Annotated in this window: 25 protein-coding genes; 14 read left to right on the forward strand and 11 right to left on the reverse strand. The window is 33.6% G+C overall.

The window, feature by feature from the left end; genetic code table 11:
* Window positions 1–107 precede the first annotated feature (107 nt).
* Genes pepT through cysK form a run of 4 tightly spaced genes read left to right on the forward strand, consistent with a single transcriptional unit; the run spans window position 108 to window position 3,480 of the window.
* Entirely contained in the window at window positions 108–1,352 is a 1,245-nt protein-coding gene (gene pepT / locus KFZ70_RS00900) for a peptidase T (RefSeq protein WP_139696513.1), read from the forward strand.
* Window positions 1,353–1,405: 53 nt separating this feature from the next.
* The gene (eco, locus tag KFZ70_RS00905) at window positions 1,406–1,912 is read left to right on the forward strand and encodes a serine protease inhibitor ecotin (protein ID WP_139696515.1); all 507 of its coding nucleotides are present in this window, start codon (window positions 1,406–1,408) and stop codon (window positions 1,910–1,912) included.
* 22 nt (window positions 1,913–1,934) lie between these two features.
* The gene (locus KFZ70_RS00910; RefSeq protein ID WP_139696518.1) at window positions 1,935–2,534 is read left to right on the forward strand and encodes a YdeI family protein; all 600 of its coding nucleotides are present in this window, start codon (window positions 1,935–1,937) and stop codon (window positions 2,532–2,534) included.
* A gap of 34 nt (window positions 2,535–2,568) precedes the next feature.
* Complete coding sequence (gene cysK, locus KFZ70_RS00915) at window positions 2,569–3,480, forward strand: cysteine synthase A (protein ID WP_139696520.1); 912 nt, start codon at window positions 2,569–2,571, stop codon at window positions 3,478–3,480.
* Between the two features lie 63 nt (window positions 3,481–3,543).
* On the opposite strand, the gene yajC is transcribed toward cysK, so the two are convergent.
* The 3 genes from yajC to nusB form a co-directional block, all read right to left on the reverse strand.
* Window positions 3,544–3,834 carry a preprotein translocase subunit YajC gene (gene yajC / locus KFZ70_RS00920; RefSeq protein ID WP_139696522.1) on the reverse strand — a complete coding sequence of 97 codons (291 nt, stop codon included), beginning with the start codon at window positions 3,832–3,834 and terminating at the stop codon, window positions 3,544–3,546.
* A 20-nt stretch (window positions 3,835–3,854) separates the two neighbouring features.
* Window positions 3,855–4,325: a DUF1573 domain-containing protein gene (locus KFZ70_RS00925; protein ID WP_139696524.1), complete on the reverse strand. Its 471-nt coding sequence runs from the start codon at window positions 4,323–4,325 to the stop codon at window positions 3,855–3,857.
* Window positions 4,326–4,426: 101 nt separating this feature from the next.
* A complete protein-coding gene (gene nusB, locus KFZ70_RS00930) occupies window positions 4,427–5,374 on the reverse strand; it encodes a transcription antitermination factor NusB (protein WP_139696526.1) in 948 nt (315 codons plus the stop codon).
* A 202-nt stretch (window positions 5,375–5,576) separates the two neighbouring features.
* Here nusB and KFZ70_RS00935 point away from each other — a divergent pair, with 202 nt between their 5' ends.
* Together KFZ70_RS00935 and KFZ70_RS00940 are read left to right on the forward strand one after the other, a co-directional pair.
* Window positions 5,577–7,343 (forward strand): ABC transporter ATP-binding protein, encoded by a 1,767-nt coding sequence (locus KFZ70_RS00935; protein WP_139696528.1) that lies wholly within the window; start codon window positions 5,577–5,579, stop codon window positions 7,341–7,343.
* 152 nt (window positions 7,344–7,495) lie between these two features.
* On the forward strand, window positions 7,496–7,870 hold the full coding sequence (locus KFZ70_RS00940; protein WP_139696530.1) for a PUR family DNA/RNA-binding protein: 375 nt from the start codon (window positions 7,496–7,498) through the stop codon (window positions 7,868–7,870).
* A 56-nt stretch (window positions 7,871–7,926) separates the two neighbouring features.
* Here KFZ70_RS00940 and KFZ70_RS00945 read toward each other — a convergent pair whose 3' ends face one another.
* From KFZ70_RS00945 to KFZ70_RS00955, 3 genes are read right to left on the reverse strand one after another with little or no spacing between them, the layout of a single operon-like run.
* Window positions 7,927–8,961: a 1-acyl-sn-glycerol-3-phosphate acyltransferase gene (locus KFZ70_RS00945; RefSeq protein WP_233244036.1), complete on the reverse strand. Its 1,035-nt coding sequence runs from the start codon at window positions 8,959–8,961 to the stop codon at window positions 7,927–7,929.
* Complete coding sequence (locus tag KFZ70_RS00950; RefSeq protein WP_139696532.1) at window positions 8,958–9,863, reverse strand: bile acid:sodium symporter family protein; 906 nt, start codon at window positions 9,861–9,863, stop codon at window positions 8,958–8,960. Before KFZ70_RS00950 ends, KFZ70_RS00945 begins: the two co-directional genes overlap by 4 nt.
* Before the next feature lie 3 nt (window positions 9,864–9,866).
* Entirely contained in the window at window positions 9,867–10,202 is a 336-nt protein-coding gene (locus tag KFZ70_RS00955; RefSeq protein WP_139696534.1) for a tRNA-binding protein, read from the reverse strand.
* A 47-nt stretch (window positions 10,203–10,249) separates the two neighbouring features.
* On the opposite strand from KFZ70_RS00955, the gene KFZ70_RS00960 reads away from it, so the two are divergent.
* On the forward strand, window positions 10,250–10,807 hold the full coding sequence (locus tag KFZ70_RS00960; protein ID WP_139696536.1) for a thioredoxin family protein: 558 nt from the start codon (window positions 10,250–10,252) through the stop codon (window positions 10,805–10,807).
* Here the strand turns inward: KFZ70_RS00960 and KFZ70_RS00965 are convergent.
* From KFZ70_RS00965 to KFZ70_RS00980, 4 genes are all read right to left on the reverse strand, one after another.
* A complete protein-coding gene (locus tag KFZ70_RS00965; RefSeq protein WP_139696538.1) occupies window positions 10,791–11,279 on the reverse strand; it encodes a GNAT family N-acetyltransferase in 489 nt (162 codons plus the stop codon). The two genes, KFZ70_RS00960 and KFZ70_RS00965, sit on opposite strands and share 17 nt — an antisense overlap.
* Window positions 11,280–11,825, reverse strand: coding sequence for a YfiT family bacillithiol transferase (locus KFZ70_RS00970; RefSeq protein ID WP_139696540.1), 546 nt, complete (start codon window positions 11,823–11,825; stop codon window positions 11,280–11,282). It abuts the gene before it with no gap.
* Between the two features lie 72 nt (window positions 11,826–11,897).
* Complete coding sequence (locus tag KFZ70_RS00975; protein ID WP_139696542.1) at window positions 11,898–12,830, reverse strand: peptidylprolyl isomerase; 933 nt, start codon at window positions 12,828–12,830, stop codon at window positions 11,898–11,900.
* Between the two features lie 250 nt (window positions 12,831–13,080).
* Entirely contained in the window at window positions 13,081–15,285 is a 2,205-nt protein-coding gene (locus tag KFZ70_RS00980) for an ATP-dependent DNA helicase RecQ (RefSeq protein ID WP_139696544.1), read from the reverse strand.
* Window positions 15,286–15,528: 243 nt separating this feature from the next.
* Here KFZ70_RS00980 and KFZ70_RS00985 point away from each other — a divergent pair, with 243 nt between their 5' ends.
* The 7 genes from KFZ70_RS00985 (at window position 15,529) to KFZ70_RS01015 (ending at window position 20,133) form a co-directional block, all read left to right on the forward strand.
* Entirely contained in the window at window positions 15,529–16,446 is a 918-nt protein-coding gene (locus KFZ70_RS00985; protein ID WP_139696849.1) for an SIS domain-containing protein, read from the forward strand.
* Window positions 16,446–17,270: a twin-arginine translocase subunit TatC gene (gene tatC, locus KFZ70_RS00990; protein ID WP_139696546.1), complete on the forward strand. Its 825-nt coding sequence runs from the start codon at window positions 16,446–16,448 to the stop codon at window positions 17,268–17,270. Before KFZ70_RS00985 ends, tatC begins: the two co-directional genes overlap by 1 nt.
* Window positions 17,263–17,607, forward strand: a complete 345-nt coding sequence (locus KFZ70_RS00995) for a carboxymuconolactone decarboxylase family protein (protein WP_139696548.1) — start codon at window positions 17,263–17,265, stop codon at window positions 17,605–17,607. The genes tatC and KFZ70_RS00995 overlap by 8 nt, the downstream gene beginning before the upstream one ends.
* A 27-nt stretch (window positions 17,608–17,634) precedes the next feature.
* Entirely contained in the window at window positions 17,635–18,375 is a 741-nt protein-coding gene (gene lptB, locus KFZ70_RS01000; RefSeq protein WP_139696550.1) for an LPS export ABC transporter ATP-binding protein, read from the forward strand.
* Window positions 18,376–18,610: 235 nt separating this feature from the next.
* Entirely contained in the window at window positions 18,611–19,468 is an 858-nt protein-coding gene (locus tag KFZ70_RS01005) for an SPFH domain-containing protein (RefSeq protein WP_139696552.1), read from the forward strand.
* 2 nt (window positions 19,469–19,470) lie between these two features.
* The gene (locus KFZ70_RS01010; protein ID WP_139696554.1) at window positions 19,471–19,959 is read left to right on the forward strand and encodes a hypothetical protein; all 489 of its coding nucleotides are present in this window, start codon (window positions 19,471–19,473) and stop codon (window positions 19,957–19,959) included.
* A 3-nt stretch (window positions 19,960–19,962) separates the two neighbouring features.
* Window positions 19,963–20,133 (forward strand): Arc family DNA-binding protein, encoded by a 171-nt coding sequence (locus KFZ70_RS01015; RefSeq protein WP_139696555.1) that lies wholly within the window; start codon window positions 19,963–19,965, stop codon window positions 20,131–20,133.
* A gap of 36 nt (window positions 20,134–20,169) precedes the next feature.
* Here the strand turns inward: KFZ70_RS01015 and KFZ70_RS01020 are convergent, their stop codons facing one another.
* The gene (locus KFZ70_RS01020; protein ID WP_233244037.1) at window positions 20,170–21,477 is read right to left on the reverse strand and encodes a PDZ domain-containing protein; all 1,308 of its coding nucleotides are present in this window, start codon (window positions 21,475–21,477) and stop codon (window positions 20,170–20,172) included.
* Window positions 21,478–21,520: the final 43 nt, after the last annotated feature.

Consider the following 21,520-nt stretch of genomic DNA (forward strand, 5'->3'; position numbering starts at 1 on the left):
CTATGTTAAAAAAAATTAATAATTGTATTTTAGAAGCTGGTTGCATTTTTTGTTTACCCCATTAAAAATCAGCCTTTTTATTTCTTAATCTAAATAACATTACCCAAATGATTTCAAAAGAACACATCATAAACCGATTTATAAGTTATGTCACTATAGATACTGAATCTGACCCCAATTCAAAAACAACCCCCAGCACAGAGAAACAGTGGAATTTGGCAAAAAAACTTGCCGAAGAGCTCAAGTCTATTGGCATGGAAGATGTTTCTATTGATGAACATGCTTATATCATGGCGACTCTACCTAGTAATGTTGAACATGATGTGCCCACTATTGGCTTTATTGCTCATTTTGATACCTCTCCAGATTTTACTGGAGCAAATGTAAAACCTCAAATTCATGAAAATTATCTGGGAGGAGATATCTTGCTAAATAAGGAAGAACATATAGTACTTTCTCCTGATTACTTTGAAGATTTAAGACAGTATACAGGGCAAACATTAATTACTACTGATGGCACTACCCTATTAGGAGCCGACGACAAAGCTGGCATTTGTGAAATTGTTTCGGCCATGGAATATTTAATTAATCATCCAGATATTCAACATGGAAAAATTAAAGTAGGTTTTACGCCAGACGAAGAAATTGGGCGCGGCGCCCACAAATTTGATGTTGAAAAATTTGCAGCCGATTGGGCTTACACTATGGATGGCAGTCAAATTGGAGAACTTGAATACGAAAATTTTAATGCTGCCAGTGCGGTGATTAAAATTAAAGGTAAAATTGTGCATCCAGGATATGCCAAAGGAAAAATGATTAATTCCATGTACATTGCCACAGAGTTTATCAATTCGTTACCAAGAATGGAAACACCTGAACATACCGATGGTTATCAAGGCTTTTTTCACTTGCATGACATGAGAGGTGACGTTGAGCAAACCGAATTACAATATATTATACGTGATCATGATAAGGGCCATTTTGAAGCCAGAAAAGAAGTCATGAAAAAACTAACGGCTGAACTGAATTCGCAATACGGGCGTGAAGTCATAACAACAGAGATTAAAGATCAGTATTACAACATGAAAGAAAAGATTGAACCCGTAATGCATATTGTTGATATTGCAGAAGAAGCTATGGAGGCTATTGGTATTACCCCCATAATAAAAGCTATTCGTGGTGGTACAGACGGTTCGCAATTAAGCTACATGGGGTTACCTTGCCCAAATATCTTTGCAGGAGGCCATAACTTCCATGGGCGCTATGAGTACGTTCCCGTAGAAAGTATGATAAAGGCTACCGAAGTAATCTGTAAGATTGCTGAATTAACCGCAAAAAAAGATTTCATTTAACTAGGCTTTGGAATGAATCTTGAATTCATCTTCTGAATAAAAAATAAAATGGTATGAAGTATAAAATAATGTTCTTTGCCGCAATAATGGCAGTCACCGTAAGTTGTAAATCTCAAAAAAATATGGGTTCAAATACACAACAAAATAATCCGCCTGCAAGTCATGATTTAAGTATGTATCCCAAAGAAACAAATGCGCTAAAAAGACATATTATTAGTCTGCCCAAAAAAACAGATGAAAGCAACTATAAAGTAGAACTTTACGTTGGAAAAATTATGGAGATTGATTGCAACAAAAGCACTTTAGTAGGAGAATTTACTGAAGAAACTGTTTTTGGTTGGGGGTATACTTTTTTTAATTTTAAAACAGACGACCACATCATGAGCACCAAAAAAGCTTGTCCTGAAGGAACTAATCATGATGCCTTTGTAAGTGCTTTAGGAAAATTAGTGCGTTACAATAGTAAACTTCCTATTGTCATTTATACCCCAGAAGGATATGAGGTTCGTTACAAAATTTGGTCTAGAAGTGACACCGAAATGGTTGCTGAGCACAGATAAGAACACCTTGAATTCTTAAAACATGAAAAAGGTTCAGTCTTTTGAAACATATATTGAAAACAATACGCACTTTTATAAAGCATTAGAACTATTGCGTTCAATAATTTTATCAACAGAACTTGAAGAAAACATAAAATGGAATGCTCCAGTATACACATTACAAAATAAAAATGTACTAAGCCTTGGCGCCTTTAAACACCATTTTGGTATTTGGTTTTTTAATGGTATCTTTTTAAAAGATGAAAAGAACATACTCAAAAATGCGCAAGATGGCAAGACAAAAGCCATGAGGCAAATGCGTTTTGAGTGCCTAGCGGATATTGATACAGACTTAGTGTCTCAATATATAGATGAAGCCATTGAAAATCATAAACTAGGCAAAGTATTGAAATCAGATCGATCAAAAAAAATAGTTAGCATTCCTGAGGAGCTCCAAGCAGCATTCAATACAAATCTTGAATTAAAGCAACATTTTGAAACACTTTCTAATTCCTGTCAATGTGAGTATTGTGAATATATTGATTCTGCTAAGCGACTCAACACAAAGCAAATCCGTATACAAAAGATTACAACTATGATATTAGAAGGAAAAGGCCTTTACAATAAATACAAAACCCATTAAAAATAATTAGCTATTAACCAATAAAAAAACCATTATGAAAATTAACAACATTTTAGAAGACATAGGAAATACGCCTGTGGTTAGATTAAGCAAATTATTTCCAGATGCCAATATTTGGATGAAACTTGAAAAAAACAATCCAGGTGGTAGCATAAAAGACCGTATTGCATTGGCGATGATTGAAGATGCTGAAAAAAAAGGTGTCTTAAACAAAAGTACCGAAATCATTGAGCCTACTTCAGGGAATACAGGCATTGGATTAGCCATGGTATGCGCTATAAAAGGTTATAATCTTACACTAGTTATGCCAGAATCTATGTCGGTTGAAAGACGTGCTTTAATGGCTGCTTATGGCGCTAACTTAGTGTTAACCCCTAAAGAAGAAGGTTTAGGAGGCGCCATTGCAAAAGCTAATGAATTGGTAGAAAATAACAAAAATGCCTGGATGCCATCACAATTTACCAATGAAGCCAATCCTGAAATTCACAGACAATCCACCGCCCAAGAGGTTTTAAATGATTTCCCAGAAGGTCTTGATTACCTCATTACAGGTGTAGGTACAGGTGGACATATTACAGGAATGGCTGAAGTTTTAAAAGAACAGTTACCAAATTTAAAAGTGTATGCCGTTGAGCCTAATGATTCTCCTATAATTTCTGGAGGTGAACCTGGTCCGCACCCCTTACAAGGTATTGGTCCTGGATTTTTCCCTGAAGTATTTAATAAAGAGATTATAGATGGCGCTATCAGAATAACAAAAGAAGAAGCCTTTGCTGAAGTTCAAAATATTGCAAAAGCAGAAGGTATTTTAGTAGGTATTTCCTCAGGGGCTTCATTAGCAGCTGTGAGAAAACAACTGGATAATTTTAATGCTGATGATGTGATACTTACCATGAATTATGATACTGGTGAGCGTTATATCTCCATTGAAGGCTTACTTAGCTAAACTCTAAAAAAAAGGCTTATCAAAATAAAATGATAAGCCTTTTCTTTTTTACGTAGTTAAAAACTATTTTGCAGGCGCATTAAGTTTTTGACTCAGTTCCATTGAAATTGATGATTTATCAAACTTAAGTTTTCCGGCCATCGTTTCTATAACGCAACTGTTATCCTTATCGTTTAACTCAGCAATTTTACCATGTAAACCACTTTTGGTAATTACCTTATCACCACGTTTTAATTCTGCCGCAAATTTCTTTTCCTTTTTTGCGCGTTTCATTTGAGGTGCAATCATAAAGAAATACACAACTACAAACATTAATACAAATGGTAATAAACTACCAATTCCGCCTTCTCCCATTATTTATATATATTTAACTTTTAGCTATTAGATTTTACTTTATTAGGATCTGGTTTTACAAATGCAGTGATTTTAACCACTTCCGATCCCTTTTCTGTATTTGCTGTTACTGTAATAGTTTTTGTTATTTTGTTAGAACCGCTACCATTATACTTTACAGAAAACTGTCCAGATTCACCTGGTGCTAATGGTTCTCTACTCCAATCTTGAGGTACAGTACACCCACAAGAACTTTTTATATCAGTAATTACTAAAGGAGCATCACCTGTATTGGTATATTTAAAAACCGTTTCAACAGATTGTCTTGATTCAATTTCTCCAAAATCATGTTCCTTTTTATCAAACTCGATAACAGGAAACTTAGATGCGGTAGCATCACGCTCAGCCGCAGCAGCAATATTACTCTCCTCAATCTTTTTAGCTGCATTGTCTTTACAAGATGAAAATGCAATGAAACATAATGTACTTAATCCTAAAATTATTTTTTTCATAATGAACGTTTTTTATTTCGTTTGATGCGTAAAAATAGTAATTATTTAAACGATGCGAAACTTTTGTTTTTCTTTCTAGATGACCTCTTTATATAATAAAGTTACATCAACCCTCTACCTACTTTTTTAAGAGTTCCGTCATCTTCATATTCTTTAACAAGTTTATCTAAAATACCATTTATAAAAATACTACTCTTCGGGGTAGAATATTCCTTTGAAATTTCTAAATACTCATTGATAGTAACCTTAACCGGAATGGATGGAAAGTTCTTCAATTCACATATGGCCATTTGCAACAATACATAATCAACATTAGCAATACGCTCGGCATCCCAATTTTTAGTTTTACCTTCAATTTCTTTATTTAAAGCAGATCTATTTAAAAGTGTTCTTCTGAATAAATCTATAGCAAATTGCTTATCATCAAAATCCTTATACAGCTTGGGTGTAAAATAACTCTCTTCCGATGATGGTTTTGACTTTCTAAGTAATTTTAAAATAGTAGTATTTACCGTTGGTAAATCATCTAACCAAGTTAAGTTCTTGTCCTCAATATATTCATACAACTTCTCATTTGGCGCAATAATTTCCTTAAATACATCAACAATAAAAGCCTTGTCTTCTTTAAAATCAGACACTCTGGTTTTCATGTATTCTGCGTATAAATCACTTGAAGTAATGGCCTTAAAAATGATATCAACATATTCGCTATCTAAATCCCAATCAACCACCCTATGTGTATTCAATTGATCTTTTAACCGTGTATTTTCTTTGATTAATTGAAGTAACTGATTATTGACAAACTTTCGGTTTGGGTTTTTGTCTTCAGAAGTTGCTAGGTGCTTGTTTTGCTTAGTTTGTAAATCGTTTTCAGCGGTTTTCTGAACTTCAATTAGCAATGAAATGAGTAACAAGTATAAATTGTACATATTGTCAATACTATAAAGTAAAAACTTCTGATCTTTACTTAAATCGTCGCTTTCACTTCCTTTAAAAGCATATAAAGTCTGCATAACTTTTACTCGAATATGTCTTCTACTTAACATCATTACAAAGAACTTTTTACAAAAATATGAAGGGTTTCATTGTTTATTTTCGCCGCAAAAATAATACTATATTTAATAATACCGCTGTTAATATTCATTAAATTATTGTTTCTTATTAAGCTATCTTTAACAAATAGGTTAAGTATCATACCTATTTAATTATCAATTAAGCCCTATATTTGCTTGACGATACTGATACGCTTAAATGAAAGAATTACAACATTTAAACAAATACTTCTTTAAATACAAAACCCACCTTGTTTTAGGAGTCATCATAACCATTGTTGCTAGAATTTTTTTACTCTTTACACCAAGATATGTAAAGAAAATATTCATTATAATTGAAAATTACATCAAAGATGGCGGTGCTGAAACTACAATAAAATCAGAATTGACAGTTGCCATTTTATACATTATTGGGGCTGCTATTATTGGTGGTATACTCACGTTTTTTATGCGCCAAACCATTATCAATGTATCGCGCTATATTGAATATGACCTAAAAAATGAAGTGTATGGGCAATACCAAAAACTATCTTTAAACTTCTACAAAAAAAATAGAACGGGCGATTTAATGAATCGTATAACAGAGGATGTGAGTAGAGTACGTATGTATGTAGGGCCAGCCATTATGTATAGTATCAATACCTTCACTTTATTTGTTATTGTGATTATATACATGCTCAATGCCTCACCTAAACTTACACTTTTTACGGTTTTACCCTTGCCTATTTTATCGGTCATCATTTATAAACTAAGCAAAGAAATTCATAAACGAAGCACCATTGTTCAAGAGTATTTGTCAAAACTTTCAACCTTTACCCAAGAATCCTTTAGTGGTATTTCGGTTATAAAGGCTTACGGCATTGAGCCTCAAACATCGGTCAATTTTAAAGCTTTGGCTCTTGAGAGTAAAGAAAAACAAATAGATTTAACCAAAGTGCAAGCTTGGTTTTTTCCTATGATGATATTGCTTATTGGAGCCAGTAATCTTTTGGTTATTTACATTGGTGGAATGCAATATATAAATGGTGAAATTGAAAGTATTGGTACCATTGCAGAGTTTATAATTTATGTAAATATGCTCACCTGGCCTGTCGCTACCGTGGGTTGGGTAACCTCAATTGTACAGCAGGCAGAAGCGTCTCAAAAAAGAATAAATGAATTTTTAAAAATTGAACCTGAGATTAAAAATAATTGCGAAACACATTCTGAAATCATTGGAAATATTGCGTTTAAAGAGGTGTATTTCACTTATGACGATACCAATATACAAGCATTAAAAGGGATTAGTTTTGATATAAAAGAAGGAGAAACGCTAGCCATTTTGGGAAAAACAGGATCTGGAAAATCTACTATTCTCGATTTGATAGGACGGCTTTATGATATTGATAAAGGCTCCATTCTCATTAATGGCATAGAAATTAGTCAACTTAATTTAACAGATTTAAGAAATAGCATAGGTTATGTGCCTCAAGATGCCTTTCTGTTTTCTGATTCTATAAAAACAAATATTAAATTTGGTAATCAAAATGCCACAGATGAAGATGTTATTGAAGCCGCAAAACATGCGCAAGTACACAAAAACATCATTAAGTTTTCAAAAGGATACAACACCATTTTAGGCGAACGTGGTATCACGCTTTCAGGCGGACAAAAGCAACGTGTTTCTATTGCCCGAGCTATTATAAAAAAGCCAAAAATCCTTTTGTTTGATGATTGCCTATCGGCCGTTGATACAGAAACAGAAGAAAAAATATTGAAAAATTTAAATAAAGTTTCAAAAGGCAGAACCGCTATCATTGTAAGCCATAGGGTATCTTCAGCCAAAAACGCTAATAAAATAATTGTTCTTGACGACGGCAAAATTGTTCAAGAAGGCAACCATGACACATTGGTCAATATAGAAGGCTACTACAAACATTTATATGAAAAGCAATTGAGTGAAACAGCCTCTAATACAGAACAATGAGTTAATTAGCACCTTCCTAAAAAAAAGACTTACTTTTAGAAACACATTTTTCATTATTTATTTTAAAAGAAACATCTTATTTAGTTGGTTGGTAACTGTTTTTTTTAGATTTTTGGTACACTTAATGAAATTTAAATAATTTTAATTGAACTATGAACAACAACGGTATGATGGAGAAAGAGGAAATTTTTTCTAAGGTATTAAGAGCAGGAAGACGTACTTACTTTTTTGATGTAAGAGCAACTAAAGCAGATGATTATTACTTGACAATTACGGAAAGTAAAAAGTTTACAAATGATGATGGATCTTTTCACTACAAAAAACATAAAATCTACATTTACAAAGAAGACTTTACAGAATTTAAAGAAATTCTAGCTGAAATGACTGATTATATCATTAGTGAAAAAGGAGACGAAGTTATTAGTGAGCGTCATCAAAAAGATTTTAAGAAAGAATATAATAACGGCGAAGAAGATGAATTGAAAACTCCTGAAAGCTTTACCGATATTGATTTTGACGATATTTAAGATATTCTTGATAAATAACAAAAAAGCCGCTCAATATTAAATATTAAGCGGTTTTTTTATGCCTTCACATAACATAATGCCATTAAAATACTAAAAGTAAGCACTTCAAACGCTAAACTCCAACTGACTACATTACCTAAAATTACGGTCATAAAAATCAACCAAATAGGCGCTACGGTAATGGCTACAGCAAACCTAAAGGTAGCCATAAACTCTAATTCTTTAATTTTAGGCTTTACACCATATTTCCACACTAAAACAGGAACACAAAAACAAAGCACAAAGCCTATTTTTATAAGTTTCATTAACCAACTGTTTCTAGCATTTGATTGCTTTACTGCACATGATTTAAATCCACTCTCAATACAAGCTCGAACAGCAGAAGGATTTAAAAAATCAACCTGCATTACTTCTAGTTGGGTCACTGTTTTTTCATAATCTTGTAGCGGAATATCGGTTGTTAATTTTGAAATCTCCGCTTGAATAGTTTCTTTTAAGCGCCTTACATCTTCATGACCGCCATCTGAAAAATAATCACGAGCACACACTGGTGTACCGTAATACATGGCACAACGATCAGGAAAGTTTGCTGCATCTTGAAAATTTAATCCTATCGGTAGTAATTCTAAATCAATTTCTGGAAACGTTTTTAAGGTTTCAAACACAATTCGCGTAAACCCTTTACTTAAAGGTCTTACTGTTCTATTCAAATTATGGTTTCCTTCAGGGAATAAAGCAATAACTTCCTTATTGTTTAAAAGCGATGAACAGTAGCTAAATATGGCACTGTTGTTTGCTAAACTTCCCCAACCATCTCTAATCCTGTAAACAGGAATCATTTGTAAACTTTTTAAAAACTTTGAAACCAAAGTCTTTTTAAATACACCTGCTCGAGTTAAAAAATACACAAACCTTGTACTTTTAGCTGCAATTAATAAAGCATCCAAAAGAGCATTATGATGATTACTTAATAGCACAACTGGTTTATCTTTATTCAGCCTATTCGCATTATAAATCTTGATTTCTTTAAAATAAAAGAACAAACCTAGGTTTACATATATCTTAAAGAGATATAACCAAATTATTTTCATATTGTTATTATGTTTTGTTTGGACCAATACAAGGCTAGCAACAGCCCTGAAATAATATGCCAAATTCCCCAAAATGCTGCTAAAATAGCCATTCCTCCTAGCCCACCAAAGAAAGTAAATATTAAAAGCAATCCTAATCCAGAATTTTGTATTCCAGTTTCAATGGCTATAGTCTTTTGGTTTTTGAAGCTTAATTTAAAAAGCTTCGCTACCATTAAGCCCAATAAGAAAGCTAAGGCATTGTGCATCACACCAATCCAAACCACATGCCCAACATAACCGTTAAAAACAGCTGTGTTTTTCATAAAGGCAATCACAACAATACCTACAAACACTAAGATAGACAAAGGTTTTAAAACGTTAGATAATTTTATGGCAAGCCGTTCATTTTTTATCCTAAATAGCATCCCCAAAAACAACGGAATACCAAGAATTAAAAAGACCAGTTTTATTAACGCATAAGGATTTAATTCAACCGTTTTTAATAATTGCGATGTTGGCTGATACAAGTTACTATAAAACTGAAAGTTGAACGGGGTCATAACAACAGCTAAAAATGTTGCCAAAGCAGTTAAACTCACAGACAGAGCTGAATTACCACGTGCCAAATGAGTCATGAAATTTGAAATATTACCTCCAGGACAAGCGGCTACCATAAACATACCTAAAGCTATACTTGGTCGGGGTTGTATGCTATATACTAAAACAAACGTTAGAAGTGGTAATAAAAAAAACTGTGCTAACACCCCAACTAAAACTAACTTTGGTTCTTTTCTTAATTGTACAAAATCATCTTTTGTGATACCTAAAGCCACGCCAAACATAACAACAGCCAAAGCTATGTTAAGCACCCAAAGTCCATTAGCATCAAAATTTATTTTTACCTGGTCAAGTTCTTGCATAGTTTAGCTAACGGCACAACCGTTTTTCACAGCTGCTTCTGGGTTAAGCAATATAACATCTTTACCTTCTATCGCACCTAAAACCAAGCATTCACTCATAAAATTAGCTATTTGTTTGCTTGGAAAATTGACTATAGCCACAACTTGTCTGGCTATCAAATTTTCCTTTTGGTAGCGCTTTGTAATTTGTGCTGATGTTTTTTTAATGCCCAATGAGCCAAAATCGATAATTAATTTATACGCTGGTTTTCTTGCTTCTGGAAAGTCAATGACTTCTATAATGGTTCCTATTCTTAAATCAACTTTAGCAAAGTCTTCAAAAGTTATCGTGCTATTCATTTTTTAAAAATACAAATAATAACGAACTTTGAACAAATAAATATATTATGGCCAGAACACCTTCAAACATGCTGCCTCTAGGGACTAAAGCGCCCTACTTTAATTTACAAGATACTGTAAGCGGTGATATACTTGACATCAATACTTTAAAAGGGAATCAAGCTACGGTTGTTATGTTTATCTGTAATCACTGCCCTTTTGTTATTCATGTGAACTCAGAAATTGTTTCCATTGCAAATACCTATAAGGCTAAAGGTGTTGGATTTGTGGCTATATCAAGTAATGATGTAACGAACTACCCTCAAGATGCGCCAGAACACATGAAGATTCATGCTAAAAAGGAACACTATCCATTTCCTTATTTATATGACGAGACACAAGACATAGCCAAAGCGTATGACGCAGCCTGCACGCCTGACTTTTATGTTTTCAACAAACAACTTGAATTAAGCTATAGAGGTCAGTTAGACGACTCAAGACCTCAAAATGGTATACCTGTAACGGGTGAAGATTTACGACATGCACTAGATTGCTTGATAACAGAAAAAGAAAACACGAAACCACAAAAACCGAGTATTGGCTGCAATATTAAATGGAAAGAATAAGCTGCCAAATCCCTACATTTTGCCATGTTCCAAATTTTTGTCCCACCTCTTTTAAACTGGCCACCTGAGTAAATCCAAACTTCTCATGAAGTTTAACACTGGAGTCATTAGGAATAGTGAGTACCCCTAAAACAGTGTGCGCATTGGTTTGCCTTATTGCTTCAAGTAACTCTGTATATAGTTTGGTTCCTATGTGTTTCCCTTGTTCGCCATGTTTTACATATACGGTAGACTCAACAGTATTACTATAAGCAGGTTTAGGTCTAAATCTGCTAGCATAGGCATACCCCAAAATTTTATCCTTTTCTTCGTAAACAAAAAAGGGATACTCATTATTGATTCTGGTTATTTTTTCTTCAAAAATATTGAGAGAAAGGGGTTCAATATCAAAAGTTATGGCTGTGTTTAACACGTAATAATTGTATATCTCAAGCAATTGCTGAGTATCTTTAGCTTGTAATGATCTTATCATTTATAACCACTTTAGTGTTTTCATGGCTGTTTCAATATGCGCATAATGATGATTGCTATGCCAAGCATAATTACCAATATTATAACTTAATACCACTTCTGAATTTGTTTCAGGATGAATAAAACTTTTTTCCAAATCAGATTCAGAAAGTGATTTTAGTAAATAAACAAGCTTATAGTGAATCGCCTTTAAATGACTTAATGACATTTCAATTGGAGCTGTTTTTGAATCTTCAAGCTCAGCCCAGCGTTCTTCATAATAAGCTTTGATAAGGGGTTTATCTTCTGTTAGCGCCCATTTGAAGCGGGTATAACTATGGTGATGGCTATCAGAAAGGTGGTGAATAACCTGCCTGATGGTCCAGCCTCCTGGTCTGTAAACCGTATCAAGCTGTTCAGAGGTCAACTTATTTACTAGTGTTTCCAGACGATTTGGAAACTGTTCTAATATTGAAATCCAATCTTCAATATGTTGTTTGGTAATTACTTGCGGACATTCAAATTGCCCTATTGGAAACCTTAACTTGTTTAATTCTTGTTCTGCCATACTCAAAAATACCAAAAAATAAAAAAGGTTGCTCTTTACAGAACAACCTTTTAAACATATTTGTAAGGCTTTTTATTTTACCTGCATTAATTCAACATCAAAAACCAATGTGGCATTAGGTGGAATAACACCTCCTGCTCCTGCACTTCCATAAGCTAAATGACTAGGTATTACTAAACGGGCTTTATCTCCAACTTTTAATAATTGGATACCTTCGTCCCAACCTGGAATAACTTGACCTACTCCTAAAGGAAAATCTATAGGCTGATTACGCTTGTATGACGAATCAAAAACAGTTCCGTCTGCCAACTGCCCTTTGTAATGTACTGAAACTGTTTTGCCTTTTTCAGCTTTAACGCCATTACCTTCTTGAATGATTTGATAACGCAATCCGCTTTCTGTTTTATTAAATCCAGCTGCTAACTTTTCAAGTTCCGCTTCAGCAGCTTTTTTTTCTTCAGCAATTCTTTGTGCTCTAGAACCTTCAAATGTTCTGAAGGCTTCAATGGCATTGTAAGCTTCTGCTTCTGCTCCTACTCTAATAATCTCTAAAGATTCTATTGTATCACCTTGCGCTATGGCATCCACTACATCTTGTCCTGCTTCAACTTTACCAAACACGGTATGTTTATTATCTAACCAAGGGGTTTCAACATGCGTGATAAAAAATTGACTTCCATTCGTACCGGGACCTGCATTTGCCATTGATAATACTCCAGGACCATCATGCTTTAATTCTGGATGAAACTCATCATCAAATTTATAACCAGGATTTCCAGCTCCAGACCCTTGTGGACAGCCTCCTTGAATCATAAAATCTGGAATTACTCTGTGAAATTTTAAGCCATCATAATAAGGTGTTCCTTGTGGTTTTACCTTGTTTTCTAAGTTCCCTTCTGCTAAGGCTACAAAGTTACCAACCGTTCCTGGTGTTTTTTTGTACTCTAAAGCCACAAGAATTTCTCCTTTTGTGGTATTAAATTTTGCGTATAAACCGTCTTGCATTGTTCTAATTTTTAAGAAAGTGCAAAGATAGGAAACTAAGTGAAAACTATGAGTTTAGACACAATAAGTATTAATTAAATTTACGAGTATGCCCTCTAAATAAAAACCAAATATCATAGTGTTTATGAAAATGGCTTGCAAAACATGATGCATCTAAGTTGCATTCAAGCCTATTTTAAGAAGCTTAAGGCAATAAAAAAAGCCATAACATATGCTAGGCTTTATTTGTGTTGTGATTTAAAAAAATCTTTTAATTAGCTACTTCACTGATAAACTTTATTCTGTATAAACGCAGTTCTTCGTCATCATAATCGCCATCAAACTCATCAATAGCATCTGAAATGGCATCTGTTTCCGATTCCATAAAATACTCATGAATTTCTTCTTGTTGCTCTTCATCTAAAATATCATCAATCCAGTAATCAATATTCAATTTTGTTCCCGAATAAACTATGGCTTCCATTTCCTTAATAAACTCATCCATTTCCATACCTTTAGCTGAAGCAATATCATCAAGTGGCAACTTTCTATCTATATTTTGAATGATATAAAGTTTATTGGCCGAATTGCTTCCAGTAGATTTTACCACCAAATCATCTGGCCTAATAATATCATTTTCTTCAACATACTTGGCTATTAGAGCTATAAAATCTTTGCCGTATTTTTTTGCCTTGCCGTCTCCAACACCGTGAACATTTGCCAATTCCGCAAGGGTAATGGGATATTTAAGCGCCATATCTTCTAACGAAGGATCTTGAAAAATAACAAAAGGGGGGACCCCTAATTTTTTAGCATTCTTTTTACGCAAATCTTTAAGTATGCCCATTAAAACTGTATCTGCCACCGCTCCAGCACTTTTTGATGGTGCTATTATAGAACCATCTTCTTGCTCACCTTCAAAGACATGATCTTCAGTCATCATAAAAGATATTGGGCTATCAATAAACTTTTTCCCCTCTTCTACTATCTTTATAACACCGTAAGTTTCAATATCCTTTTTTAAATACCCTGCAATAAGTACTTGCCTTAAAAGCGCCATCCAATGCTTTTTGTCTTTATCTTTTCCTTTACCAAAGAAAGGCTGCTCGTTTGTTTTGTGCGAGTTAATTAAGGCATTTTCTTTTCCTATAATAACATTCACCAGGTCTTTAGATTTGTACTTTTCATTAGTATCTCTAATAATTTCCAACAAAACCTTTACATCATCCTTTGCTTCTGTTTGCTTTTTAGGATATCTCACGTTATCATCCATATCACCTCCTTCACCTGTGTCATTATCAAATTCCTCTCCAAAATAATGAAGAATAAATTTACGCCTCGATATAGAGGTTTCAGCAAAAGCAATTACTTCCTGCAATAAAGCATGACCAATTTCCTGCTCTGCCACTGGTTTACCAGACATGAATTTTTCAAGCTTTTCAATGTCTTTGTAACTATAAAAGGCCAAACAATGTCCTTCACCTCCATCTCTTCCGGCTCTACCTGTTTCCTGATAATAGCTTTCAATACTTTTAGGAATATCATGATGTATTACAAAACGAACATCGGGTTTATCTATCCCCATACCAAATGCTATGGTAGCCACAACAACATCAACATCTTCCATAAGGAATTTATCTTGATGGCTGGATCTGGTTTTGGCATCTAACCCCGCATGATAAGGCACAGCATTAATACCATTTACCTGAAGCACTTGGGCCAATTCCTCTACTCGTTTTCGGCTTAAACAATATACAATACCAGATTTGCCTTCATTCTGCTTTATAAAACGAATAATATCAGCATCTACGGCTTTGGTTTTAGGCCTAACTTCATAATACAAATTGGGCCTATTAAAGGAAGCTTTAAACGTATTGGCTCCTGTAATACCTAAATTCTTAATAATATCTTCCTGAACCTTAGGAGTTGCCGTGGCTGTTAAACCAATAATAGGAATGTTATCTCCAATGCGCTTTATAATATGCCTTAAATTTCTGTATTCTGGCCTAAAATCATGCCCCCATTCACTAATGCAATGGGCTTCATCAATGGCCATGAATGAAATTTTCACCGAGCGTAAAAATTCAACATTCTCATCTTTAGTTAAAGATTCTGGTGCTACATACAATAACTTTGTAACCCCATTTACAATATCTTCTTTAACCTGTTTAATTTCGGTTTTGTTTAAGGAAGAATTTAGAACATGGGCTATACCATCTTCTTTTGACACCCCTCTAATCGCGTCTACCTGATTTTTCATCAAGGCTATCAACGGCGAAACAACAATGGCTGTACCTTCTTGCATTAAAGCTGGCAACTGATAACAGAGCGATTTACCACCGCCCGTTGGCATAATCACAAACGTATGATTTCCTGATAAAATACTTTCAACTACGGCTTCTTGAAGACCTTTGAATTTATTAAACCCAAAATATTTCTTCAGAGCAGCGTGCAAGTCATTTTTTGCTATTAACATCAATTCAAAATAATTAATTACTTCTTTTCTTCAAACACATTAAAAAGCAAGAGTTAATTTAATAATGTAATTGAAGAACCCTCATTTATTTTTTCGTTAGTTTTGTAACGAATTTTCAAGCTCTAGTTCATATTAGAACCGAATGTGATTAAAGATAATAAAATCTTTAAACATGAACCCAAAAAAAATTAAGTTTTGAAAGACAATAGTGTAATAATTAACAAAGCGAAAGAAACCATTAAAATGGAGAGTGATGCCATTTTAAACCTATCTAATTTAATATCAAATGATTTCACTAAAGCAGTTGAACTTATTTATAAATCAAAAGGACGCGTTGTTATTACTGGTATTGGGAAGAGTGCTATAATTGCTTCAAAAATTGTAGCCACCTTAAATTCTACTGGAACACCTTCAGTTTTTATGCATGCCGCCGACGCTATTCACGGTGATTTAGGTTTAATTCTTAAAGATGATATTGTTATTTGTATTTCAAAAAGTGGGAATACGCCAGAAATTAAAGTTTTGGCACCATTAATAAAAAGAGCAAATAACAAAATGATTGCCATGACTGGAAATCCAGATTCATTCCTTGGTCAGCAAGCAGATTTCATTCTAAATACATTTGTAGAAAAAGAAGCCTGCCCAAATAATTTAGCACCAACTACAAGTACAACCGCTCAGTTGGTTATGGGTGATGCTTTAGCCGTTTGTTTGTTAGATTTGCGTGGGTTTTCAAGCAAGGATTTTGCAAAATACCATCCTGGAGGCGCTTTGGGCAAGAAATTATACCTAAGAGTACAAGACATTTCATCTGTAAACACTAAACCCCAAGTAACTCCAGAAACAAGCATAAAAAATGTCATTATTGAGATTTCTGAAAAAATGCTAGGTGTTACTGCTGTGGTTGAAGACAACAAAATCATTGGCATAATCACTGATGGAGATTTAAGACGTATGCTAAGTAACTCAGACAATTTAACAGGGCTTACAGCAGGTGATATTATGAGCAAAAAACCTAGAACTATTGAAGCTAGCGCTATGGCTATTGATGCCTTAGATGTTATGGAAGACCATAGCATTTCTCAATTATTGGTAGAACATAATGGTGAATATGCAGGCGTTGTTCATTTACATGATTTAATAAAAGAAGGCATTATATAATGGCAAAAAAGAATATAAACGAGATGTCTTTTTTAGATCATCTTGAAGATTTACGTTGGCATTTAATTAGAATTTGTTTATCTATTGTTATTGTTGCCACTTTAGCTTTTATTTTTAGTAGATTTATTTTTGATGCCATAATATTTGCACCACTAAGCATGGATTTCCCAACGTATGATATGCTATGCAAAACGGCCAACTTTATCAATATTGACACCACATTTTGTAATGATGAGATTCCGTTAATATTACAAAACAGAACGATGGCAGGTCAGTTCTCTGCTGATATTTGGACGGCTATTTTGGGTGGATTCATTATTTCCTTTCCTTATGTTATTTATCAACTATGGCTATTTGTTAGTCCAGGATTGCATGATAATGAACGTAGGCATTCTCGTGGTTTTATTATTATTAGTTCCTTGTTATTTTTCCTAGGCGTGTTATTTGGTTACTATATCATTACGCCTTTATCTATAAATTTCTTAGCAAATTATAGCATTTCAGAATTGGTTGACAATCAAATTGACATTAGTTCATACATCGCCTTGGTAAGAGCTTCCTCACTGGCATCAGGACTCATTTTCGAGCTTCCTATAATCATATATTTTTTAACAAAAATAGGCTTAGTTACGCCTGAATTCCTTAAAAAATATAGAAAATACGCATTGGTTATTGTCCTTATATTTTCAGCCATTATTACACCACCAGACATTGCTAGTCAGGTTATTGTAGCTATTCCTGTATTAATATTATACCAAGTAAGTATTTACATTTCTAAAATAGTGGTTAGAAATCAAAAACGAAAAGAAGCTAAAAATGTCTGATATTGTTAATGAATTTAATGCGTATCGCTCAAGAATGAATGACAAAATTCTTGCTGATAATAACAAAATAATAAAGCGCATTTTTAACCTGGATACCAATGCATACGCCAAAGGCGCCTTAGATGTAAAAACAAAAGAACTTTTAGGTTTGGTGGCTTCTGCGGTATTAAGATGCGATGATTGTATTAAATATCATTTAGAAACCTGTTATAAAGAAGGTTTAAAAAAAGAAGAAGTTATTGAAGCGTTAAGCATCGCTACTTTGGTAGGAGGCACCATTGTGATTCCTCATTTAAGACGAGCCTATGAGTTTTGGGATGCCCTAGAAGCCCAATAATTGTTTAAATTTTACGTTATTGCAGTTATGATATTAAAAGCAGAAAATTTAATGAAGTCCTACAACGGACGAAAAGTAGTAAAAGATGTTTCCTTAGAGGTTAACCAAGGGGAAATTGTAGGTCTTTTAGGCCCAAATGGTGCAGGAAAAACCACATCGTTCTACATGATTGTAGGCTTAATTAAACCAAATGGCGGACATATTTTTTTAGATAATACTGAAATCACTAAATACCCCATGTATAAACGGGCTCAAAACGGAATTGGATACTTAGCTCAAGAAGCGTCTGTTTTTAGAAAATTAAGTATTGAGGATAATATTTTAAGTGTTTTACAACTTACCAAGCTTAGTAAAAAAGAACAAGAACTTAAAATGGAATCACTTATTGAAGAATTTGGGCTAGGCCATATTAGAAAAAACCGAGGCGATTTACTGTCTGGTGGTGAACGCAGACGTACTGAAATTGCACGTGCCCTAGCTACAGATCCCAGCTTCATTTTACTTGACGAACCCTTTGCTGGTGTTGACCCCGTTGCTGTTGAAGATATTCAGCGTATTGTAGCGCAGTTAACAAAAAAGAACATAGGTATTCTTATCACAGATCATAACGTACAAGAAACGCTAGCTATTACAGACCGTACTTATTTAATGTTTGAAGGAAGTATTCTTAAAGCGGGTAAACCTGAAGAATTGGCCGATGACGAAATGGTACGAAAAGTGTATTTAGGTCAGAATTTTGAACTTCGTAAAAAGAAGATTAGAGATTAAACTAATTATTTCCTTCTTATTTATTGAGTAACGCACCGTATTGTCTTTTATACTACTGCGTTATATCTAATCAATTTATATCATTTTCCATCTTCCATTTAAATGCTTTAATGATTAATCATTACAAGTACATATTCTTATGTCCCAAGAATTTTGAACTTTTATTCATAAAAACAATTATTTATCAAATATTTTTATATATATTTATGATATCATTTTAATATCATTTTAAATCATGAAAGAAGAAAAACTTATAATGCCAGCCAACGGTTATCTTATGTTAATTGTTTTTACCCTTATGTTAATTGGTGGTATAGCACTCATTCAAGTAGGAACAGGATTTGCAGCTATCCCAATCGTTCTTGCTCTAATTACTTCTATAGGTTTTATTATGGTACAACCAAACAACTCAAGAGTGTTTTTACTTTTTGGAAAATACGTAGGCACCATTAAAAAAAATGGTTTTTATTGGGTAAACCCGTTTTATACAAAAAAGAAAATTTCGCTACGCGCCAGAAACTTTGATAGTGAACGCCTCAAAGTAAATGACAAACTAGGAAACCCAGTTATGATAAGCACCATTTTAGTTTGGCGCGTAAAAGACACGTTTAAAGCGGCCTTTGATGTTGATAATTACGAGGATTTTGTACGGGTACAAACTGACGCTGCGGTACGTAAGCTAGCGAGTATGTATCCTTACGATAATTTTGCAGATGAAGGCTATACCGAAGATATTACTCTAAGATCTAGTGTTAATGAGGTTAGTGAAACTCTTGAAAAAGAAATTGATGAGCGTTTATCAATTGCAGGAATAGAAGTTTTAGAAGCTAGAATTGGGTATTTAGCCTATGCTCAAGAAATTGCTAATGCTATGCTAAAAAGACAACAAGCTACAGCCATAGTAGCTGCAAGACATAAAATTGTAGAAGGCGCAGTAAGCATGGTTGAAATGGCTTTAGAAGAATTAAACAAAAAAGACATTGTTGATTTAGATGAAGAACGAAAAGCCGCAATGGTGAGCAACCTTATGGTTGTTCTTTGTGGAGATAAAGATGCCTCTCCTGTGTTGAATACAGGAACATTACACCAATAACAATGAGAATTTTTAAAGAAGAACAGCGTTTTACACAGAGTTGGCTTCTCATTGTAATTGGCTTATCTATAATGATTCCTCTTATTTTTTTGACTAATGGTTTGATAGCAAAACAAATATCTTTATTAAACTATCTTCTAATCTCTTCTTTTATAATTCTATGCTGTAGTTTTATTTTTATCTTTAAACTAAACACTCGAATTGATGAAATTGGTATACATTACCAATTTTTTCCAATACACAGAAATTTAAAAACCATTTATTGGAAAGATATTTTTAGCGCAAAAACAAGAAAGTACAATGCAATAAAGGAATATGGCGGATGGGGCTTAAGAGGCGGAAGCCTTCTTGGAGGCAAAAACATTGCCATTAATGTAAAAGGCAATATTGGTTTACAATTGACACTTAAAAACAAAAAAAGGATTCTTATCGGGACTCAAAAAAAAAGTGAGATAGACCGTGTAATTTCAAGATATTTGAATCAAAATTAAAAAATGGCTAAAAAGAAAGCATTTGCATTACGTATTAATGAAGACATGCTGAAGGCTATTGAAAAATGGGCTGCGGATGAATTCCGAAGTACCAATGGTCAAATTGAATGGATGCTTAATGAAAGTTTAAAAAAAGCTAAGCGTATACCCTTCAAAAAAAACACCGACGAATAAATCTACTTTTTAAACCTTCCGGAAAATTAGGAATCATTAAAACAATTTTTCTAAATGAAAGCTATAATTCAATATTCGCCCGTCACGTTCAATTTTTAGTTTTATTTTTTTTCCGTCTTCAGCATAAAACTTTTCAATAATTTGCTGTAACGAATACTGGTATGTGCTTTTCCCGTTAATACTTAACAACAGATCATTAATTTGTAAGCCTGCTCGTTGGGCAGGAGAATTTTCACGTAACTCTACAATAACGTAAGCTGGCTTTAAGACAATTTTATAATCTAAATTTCTGTCTAATCTAAAACTATTTTGAGAATCTTCTTGAATTAAATTCTCTTTTTTTCTAGCACTTTTATCTACTTCCTGCACCAGCCTTGAACCTTGATGAGCCAATTCTATTCCACTTCTGTTATAACTAAACTTATCTCTAAAATATTTATTCTTCCTAAGCGTTATTTTTGCATTTTGGTAGTCAAATGTTATATTAAATCGTTTTAAAATATTACCAGCCAAACTCCCGTCTCGATCCTTAATTTTCTGAGCATGAAACACAGACTCGGCATCAGGATAAGACACATTAACATCTTTTAGCTTAAACTTCTTTAAAGACAAAGCCTCTAGTTTCGCTCTTTTTCCATAAACACTCCCTGTTAAGCCATGCCCCAAAAAATCATAAAAAAAATCACTTTCCTTCTTTACCTCAATGGTATCATTTTCAAACAACCATAAGGCATCACTACTTCCCGAATCAATTAATAACTTAACAACAACATTCTGCCGATTTGTATTAACCAAAGCATTGATATAAGGTTTATTGTTATGAAATTCAAGATTTAAAGTTTCACAGTCGCGGCAAGATTTATACGTAAAAACCTCAGGATCTGTAAGCTTTATAGTTTGGGTGGAATAATTGATTTGAACAATTAAATCTTTAAGCAAATCAAAACCAATAATACCATGCACAGGAATGCCTAATCTTGGCGCTAAGTCTAAATTTGTATTAAATATGGCATACAAATCTTGATTTAATTTTACAGCATCTCCAATTTTAAAAACATTGTTTCTGGAGCGCAATGCTTCCACTGATTGTTCACCTCCTAACCCTCTTAAATAAATAGTCTCTGTGTCTTTTATTTCTAAGGTATCAGAAATATTTAAAAAATTAAATATCATGGGTTTAGAAACACCTGTATCGAGTAAAAAAGACAATGTTACGCCATTGACTTCAACAGGAATAACCACTAAATTATTGATAAGTTTAAACTTAACTCTGTCTGAATTTCGTTTATTTTGAATCACAAATCTATCTTGAGAAAACCCTAAATGACTCAAACAAAAAATCATTAAAAAAAAGCAGAGTTTATTTTTCATGAAGTATTCAGATAGT

It is taken from the genome of Allotamlana fucoidanivorans (assembly GCF_045788535.1).
In the GTDB taxonomy this organism is placed as follows: domain Bacteria; phylum Bacteroidota; class Bacteroidia; order Flavobacteriales; family Flavobacteriaceae; genus Allotamlana; species Allotamlana fucoidanivorans.

Excerpts from the sequence above, each read along its gene's own strand:
- KFZ70_RS00960 (WP_139696536.1), top strand. The coding sequence starts at position 10,250 with ATGGCCAGAACACCTTCAAACATGCTGCCTCTAGGGACTAAAGCGCCC.
- pepT (WP_139696513.1), top strand. The coding sequence starts at position 108 with ATGATTTCAAAAGAACACATCATAAACCGATTTATAAGTTATGTCACT.
- KFZ70_RS00935 (WP_139696528.1), top strand. The coding sequence starts at position 5,577 with ATGAAAGAATTACAACATTTAAACAAATACTTCTTTAAATACAAAACC.
- KFZ70_RS00975 (WP_139696542.1), bottom strand. The coding sequence starts at position 12,830 with ATGCAAGACGGTTTATACGCAAAATTTAATACCACAAAAGGAGAAATT.
- nusB (WP_139696526.1), bottom strand. The coding sequence starts at position 5,374 with ATGATGTTAAGTAGAAGACATATTCGAGTAAAAGTTATGCAGACTTTA.
- KFZ70_RS00985 (WP_139696849.1), top strand. The coding sequence starts at position 15,529 with ATGGAGAGTGATGCCATTTTAAACCTATCTAATTTAATATCAAATGAT.
- KFZ70_RS00970 (WP_139696540.1), bottom strand. The coding sequence starts at position 11,825 with ATGGCAGAACAAGAATTAAACAAGTTAAGGTTTCCAATAGGGCAATTT.
- KFZ70_RS00945 (WP_233244036.1), bottom strand. The coding sequence starts at position 8,961 with ATGAAAATAATTTGGTTATATCTCTTTAAGATATATGTAAACCTAGGT.
- KFZ70_RS01005 (WP_139696552.1), top strand. The coding sequence starts at position 18,611 with ATGAAAGAAGAAAAACTTATAATGCCAGCCAACGGTTATCTTATGTTA.
- KFZ70_RS00940 (WP_139696530.1), top strand. The coding sequence starts at position 7,496 with ATGAACAACAACGGTATGATGGAGAAAGAGGAAATTTTTTCTAAGGTA.
- KFZ70_RS00995 (WP_139696548.1), top strand. The coding sequence starts at position 17,263 with ATGTCTGATATTGTTAATGAATTTAATGCGTATCGCTCAAGAATGAAT.
- KFZ70_RS00955 (WP_139696534.1), bottom strand. The coding sequence starts at position 10,202 with ATGAATAGCACGATAACTTTTGAAGACTTTGCTAAAGTTGATTTAAGA.
- KFZ70_RS01010 (WP_139696554.1), top strand. The coding sequence starts at position 19,471 with ATGAGAATTTTTAAAGAAGAACAGCGTTTTACACAGAGTTGGCTTCTC.
- cysK (WP_139696520.1), top strand. The coding sequence starts at position 2,569 with ATGAAAATTAACAACATTTTAGAAGACATAGGAAATACGCCTGTGGTT.
- KFZ70_RS00950 (WP_139696532.1), bottom strand. The coding sequence starts at position 9,863 with ATGCAAGAACTTGACCAGGTAAAAATAAATTTTGATGCTAATGGACTT.
- KFZ70_RS01020 (WP_233244037.1), bottom strand. The coding sequence starts at position 21,477 with ATGATTTTTTGTTTGAGTCATTTAGGGTTTTCTCAAGATAGATTTGTG.
- KFZ70_RS01015 (WP_139696555.1), top strand. The coding sequence starts at position 19,963 with ATGGCTAAAAAGAAAGCATTTGCATTACGTATTAATGAAGACATGCTG.
- KFZ70_RS00925 (WP_139696524.1), bottom strand. The coding sequence starts at position 4,325 with ATGAAAAAAATAATTTTAGGATTAAGTACATTATGTTTCATTGCATTT.
- lptB (WP_139696550.1), top strand. The coding sequence starts at position 17,635 with ATGATATTAAAAGCAGAAAATTTAATGAAGTCCTACAACGGACGAAAA.
- KFZ70_RS00965 (WP_139696538.1), bottom strand. The coding sequence starts at position 11,279 with ATGATAAGATCATTACAAGCTAAAGATACTCAGCAATTGCTTGAGATA.
- tatC (WP_139696546.1), top strand. The coding sequence starts at position 16,446 with ATGGCAAAAAAGAATATAAACGAGATGTCTTTTTTAGATCATCTTGAA.
- KFZ70_RS00980 (WP_139696544.1), bottom strand. The coding sequence starts at position 15,285 with ATGTTAATAGCAAAAAATGACTTGCACGCTGCTCTGAAGAAATATTTT.
- KFZ70_RS00910 (WP_139696518.1), top strand. The coding sequence starts at position 1,935 with ATGAAAAAGGTTCAGTCTTTTGAAACATATATTGAAAACAATACGCAC.
- eco (WP_139696515.1), top strand. The coding sequence starts at position 1,406 with ATGAAGTATAAAATAATGTTCTTTGCCGCAATAATGGCAGTCACCGTA.
- yajC (WP_139696522.1), bottom strand. The coding sequence starts at position 3,834 with ATGGGAGAAGGCGGAATTGGTAGTTTATTACCATTTGTATTAATGTTT.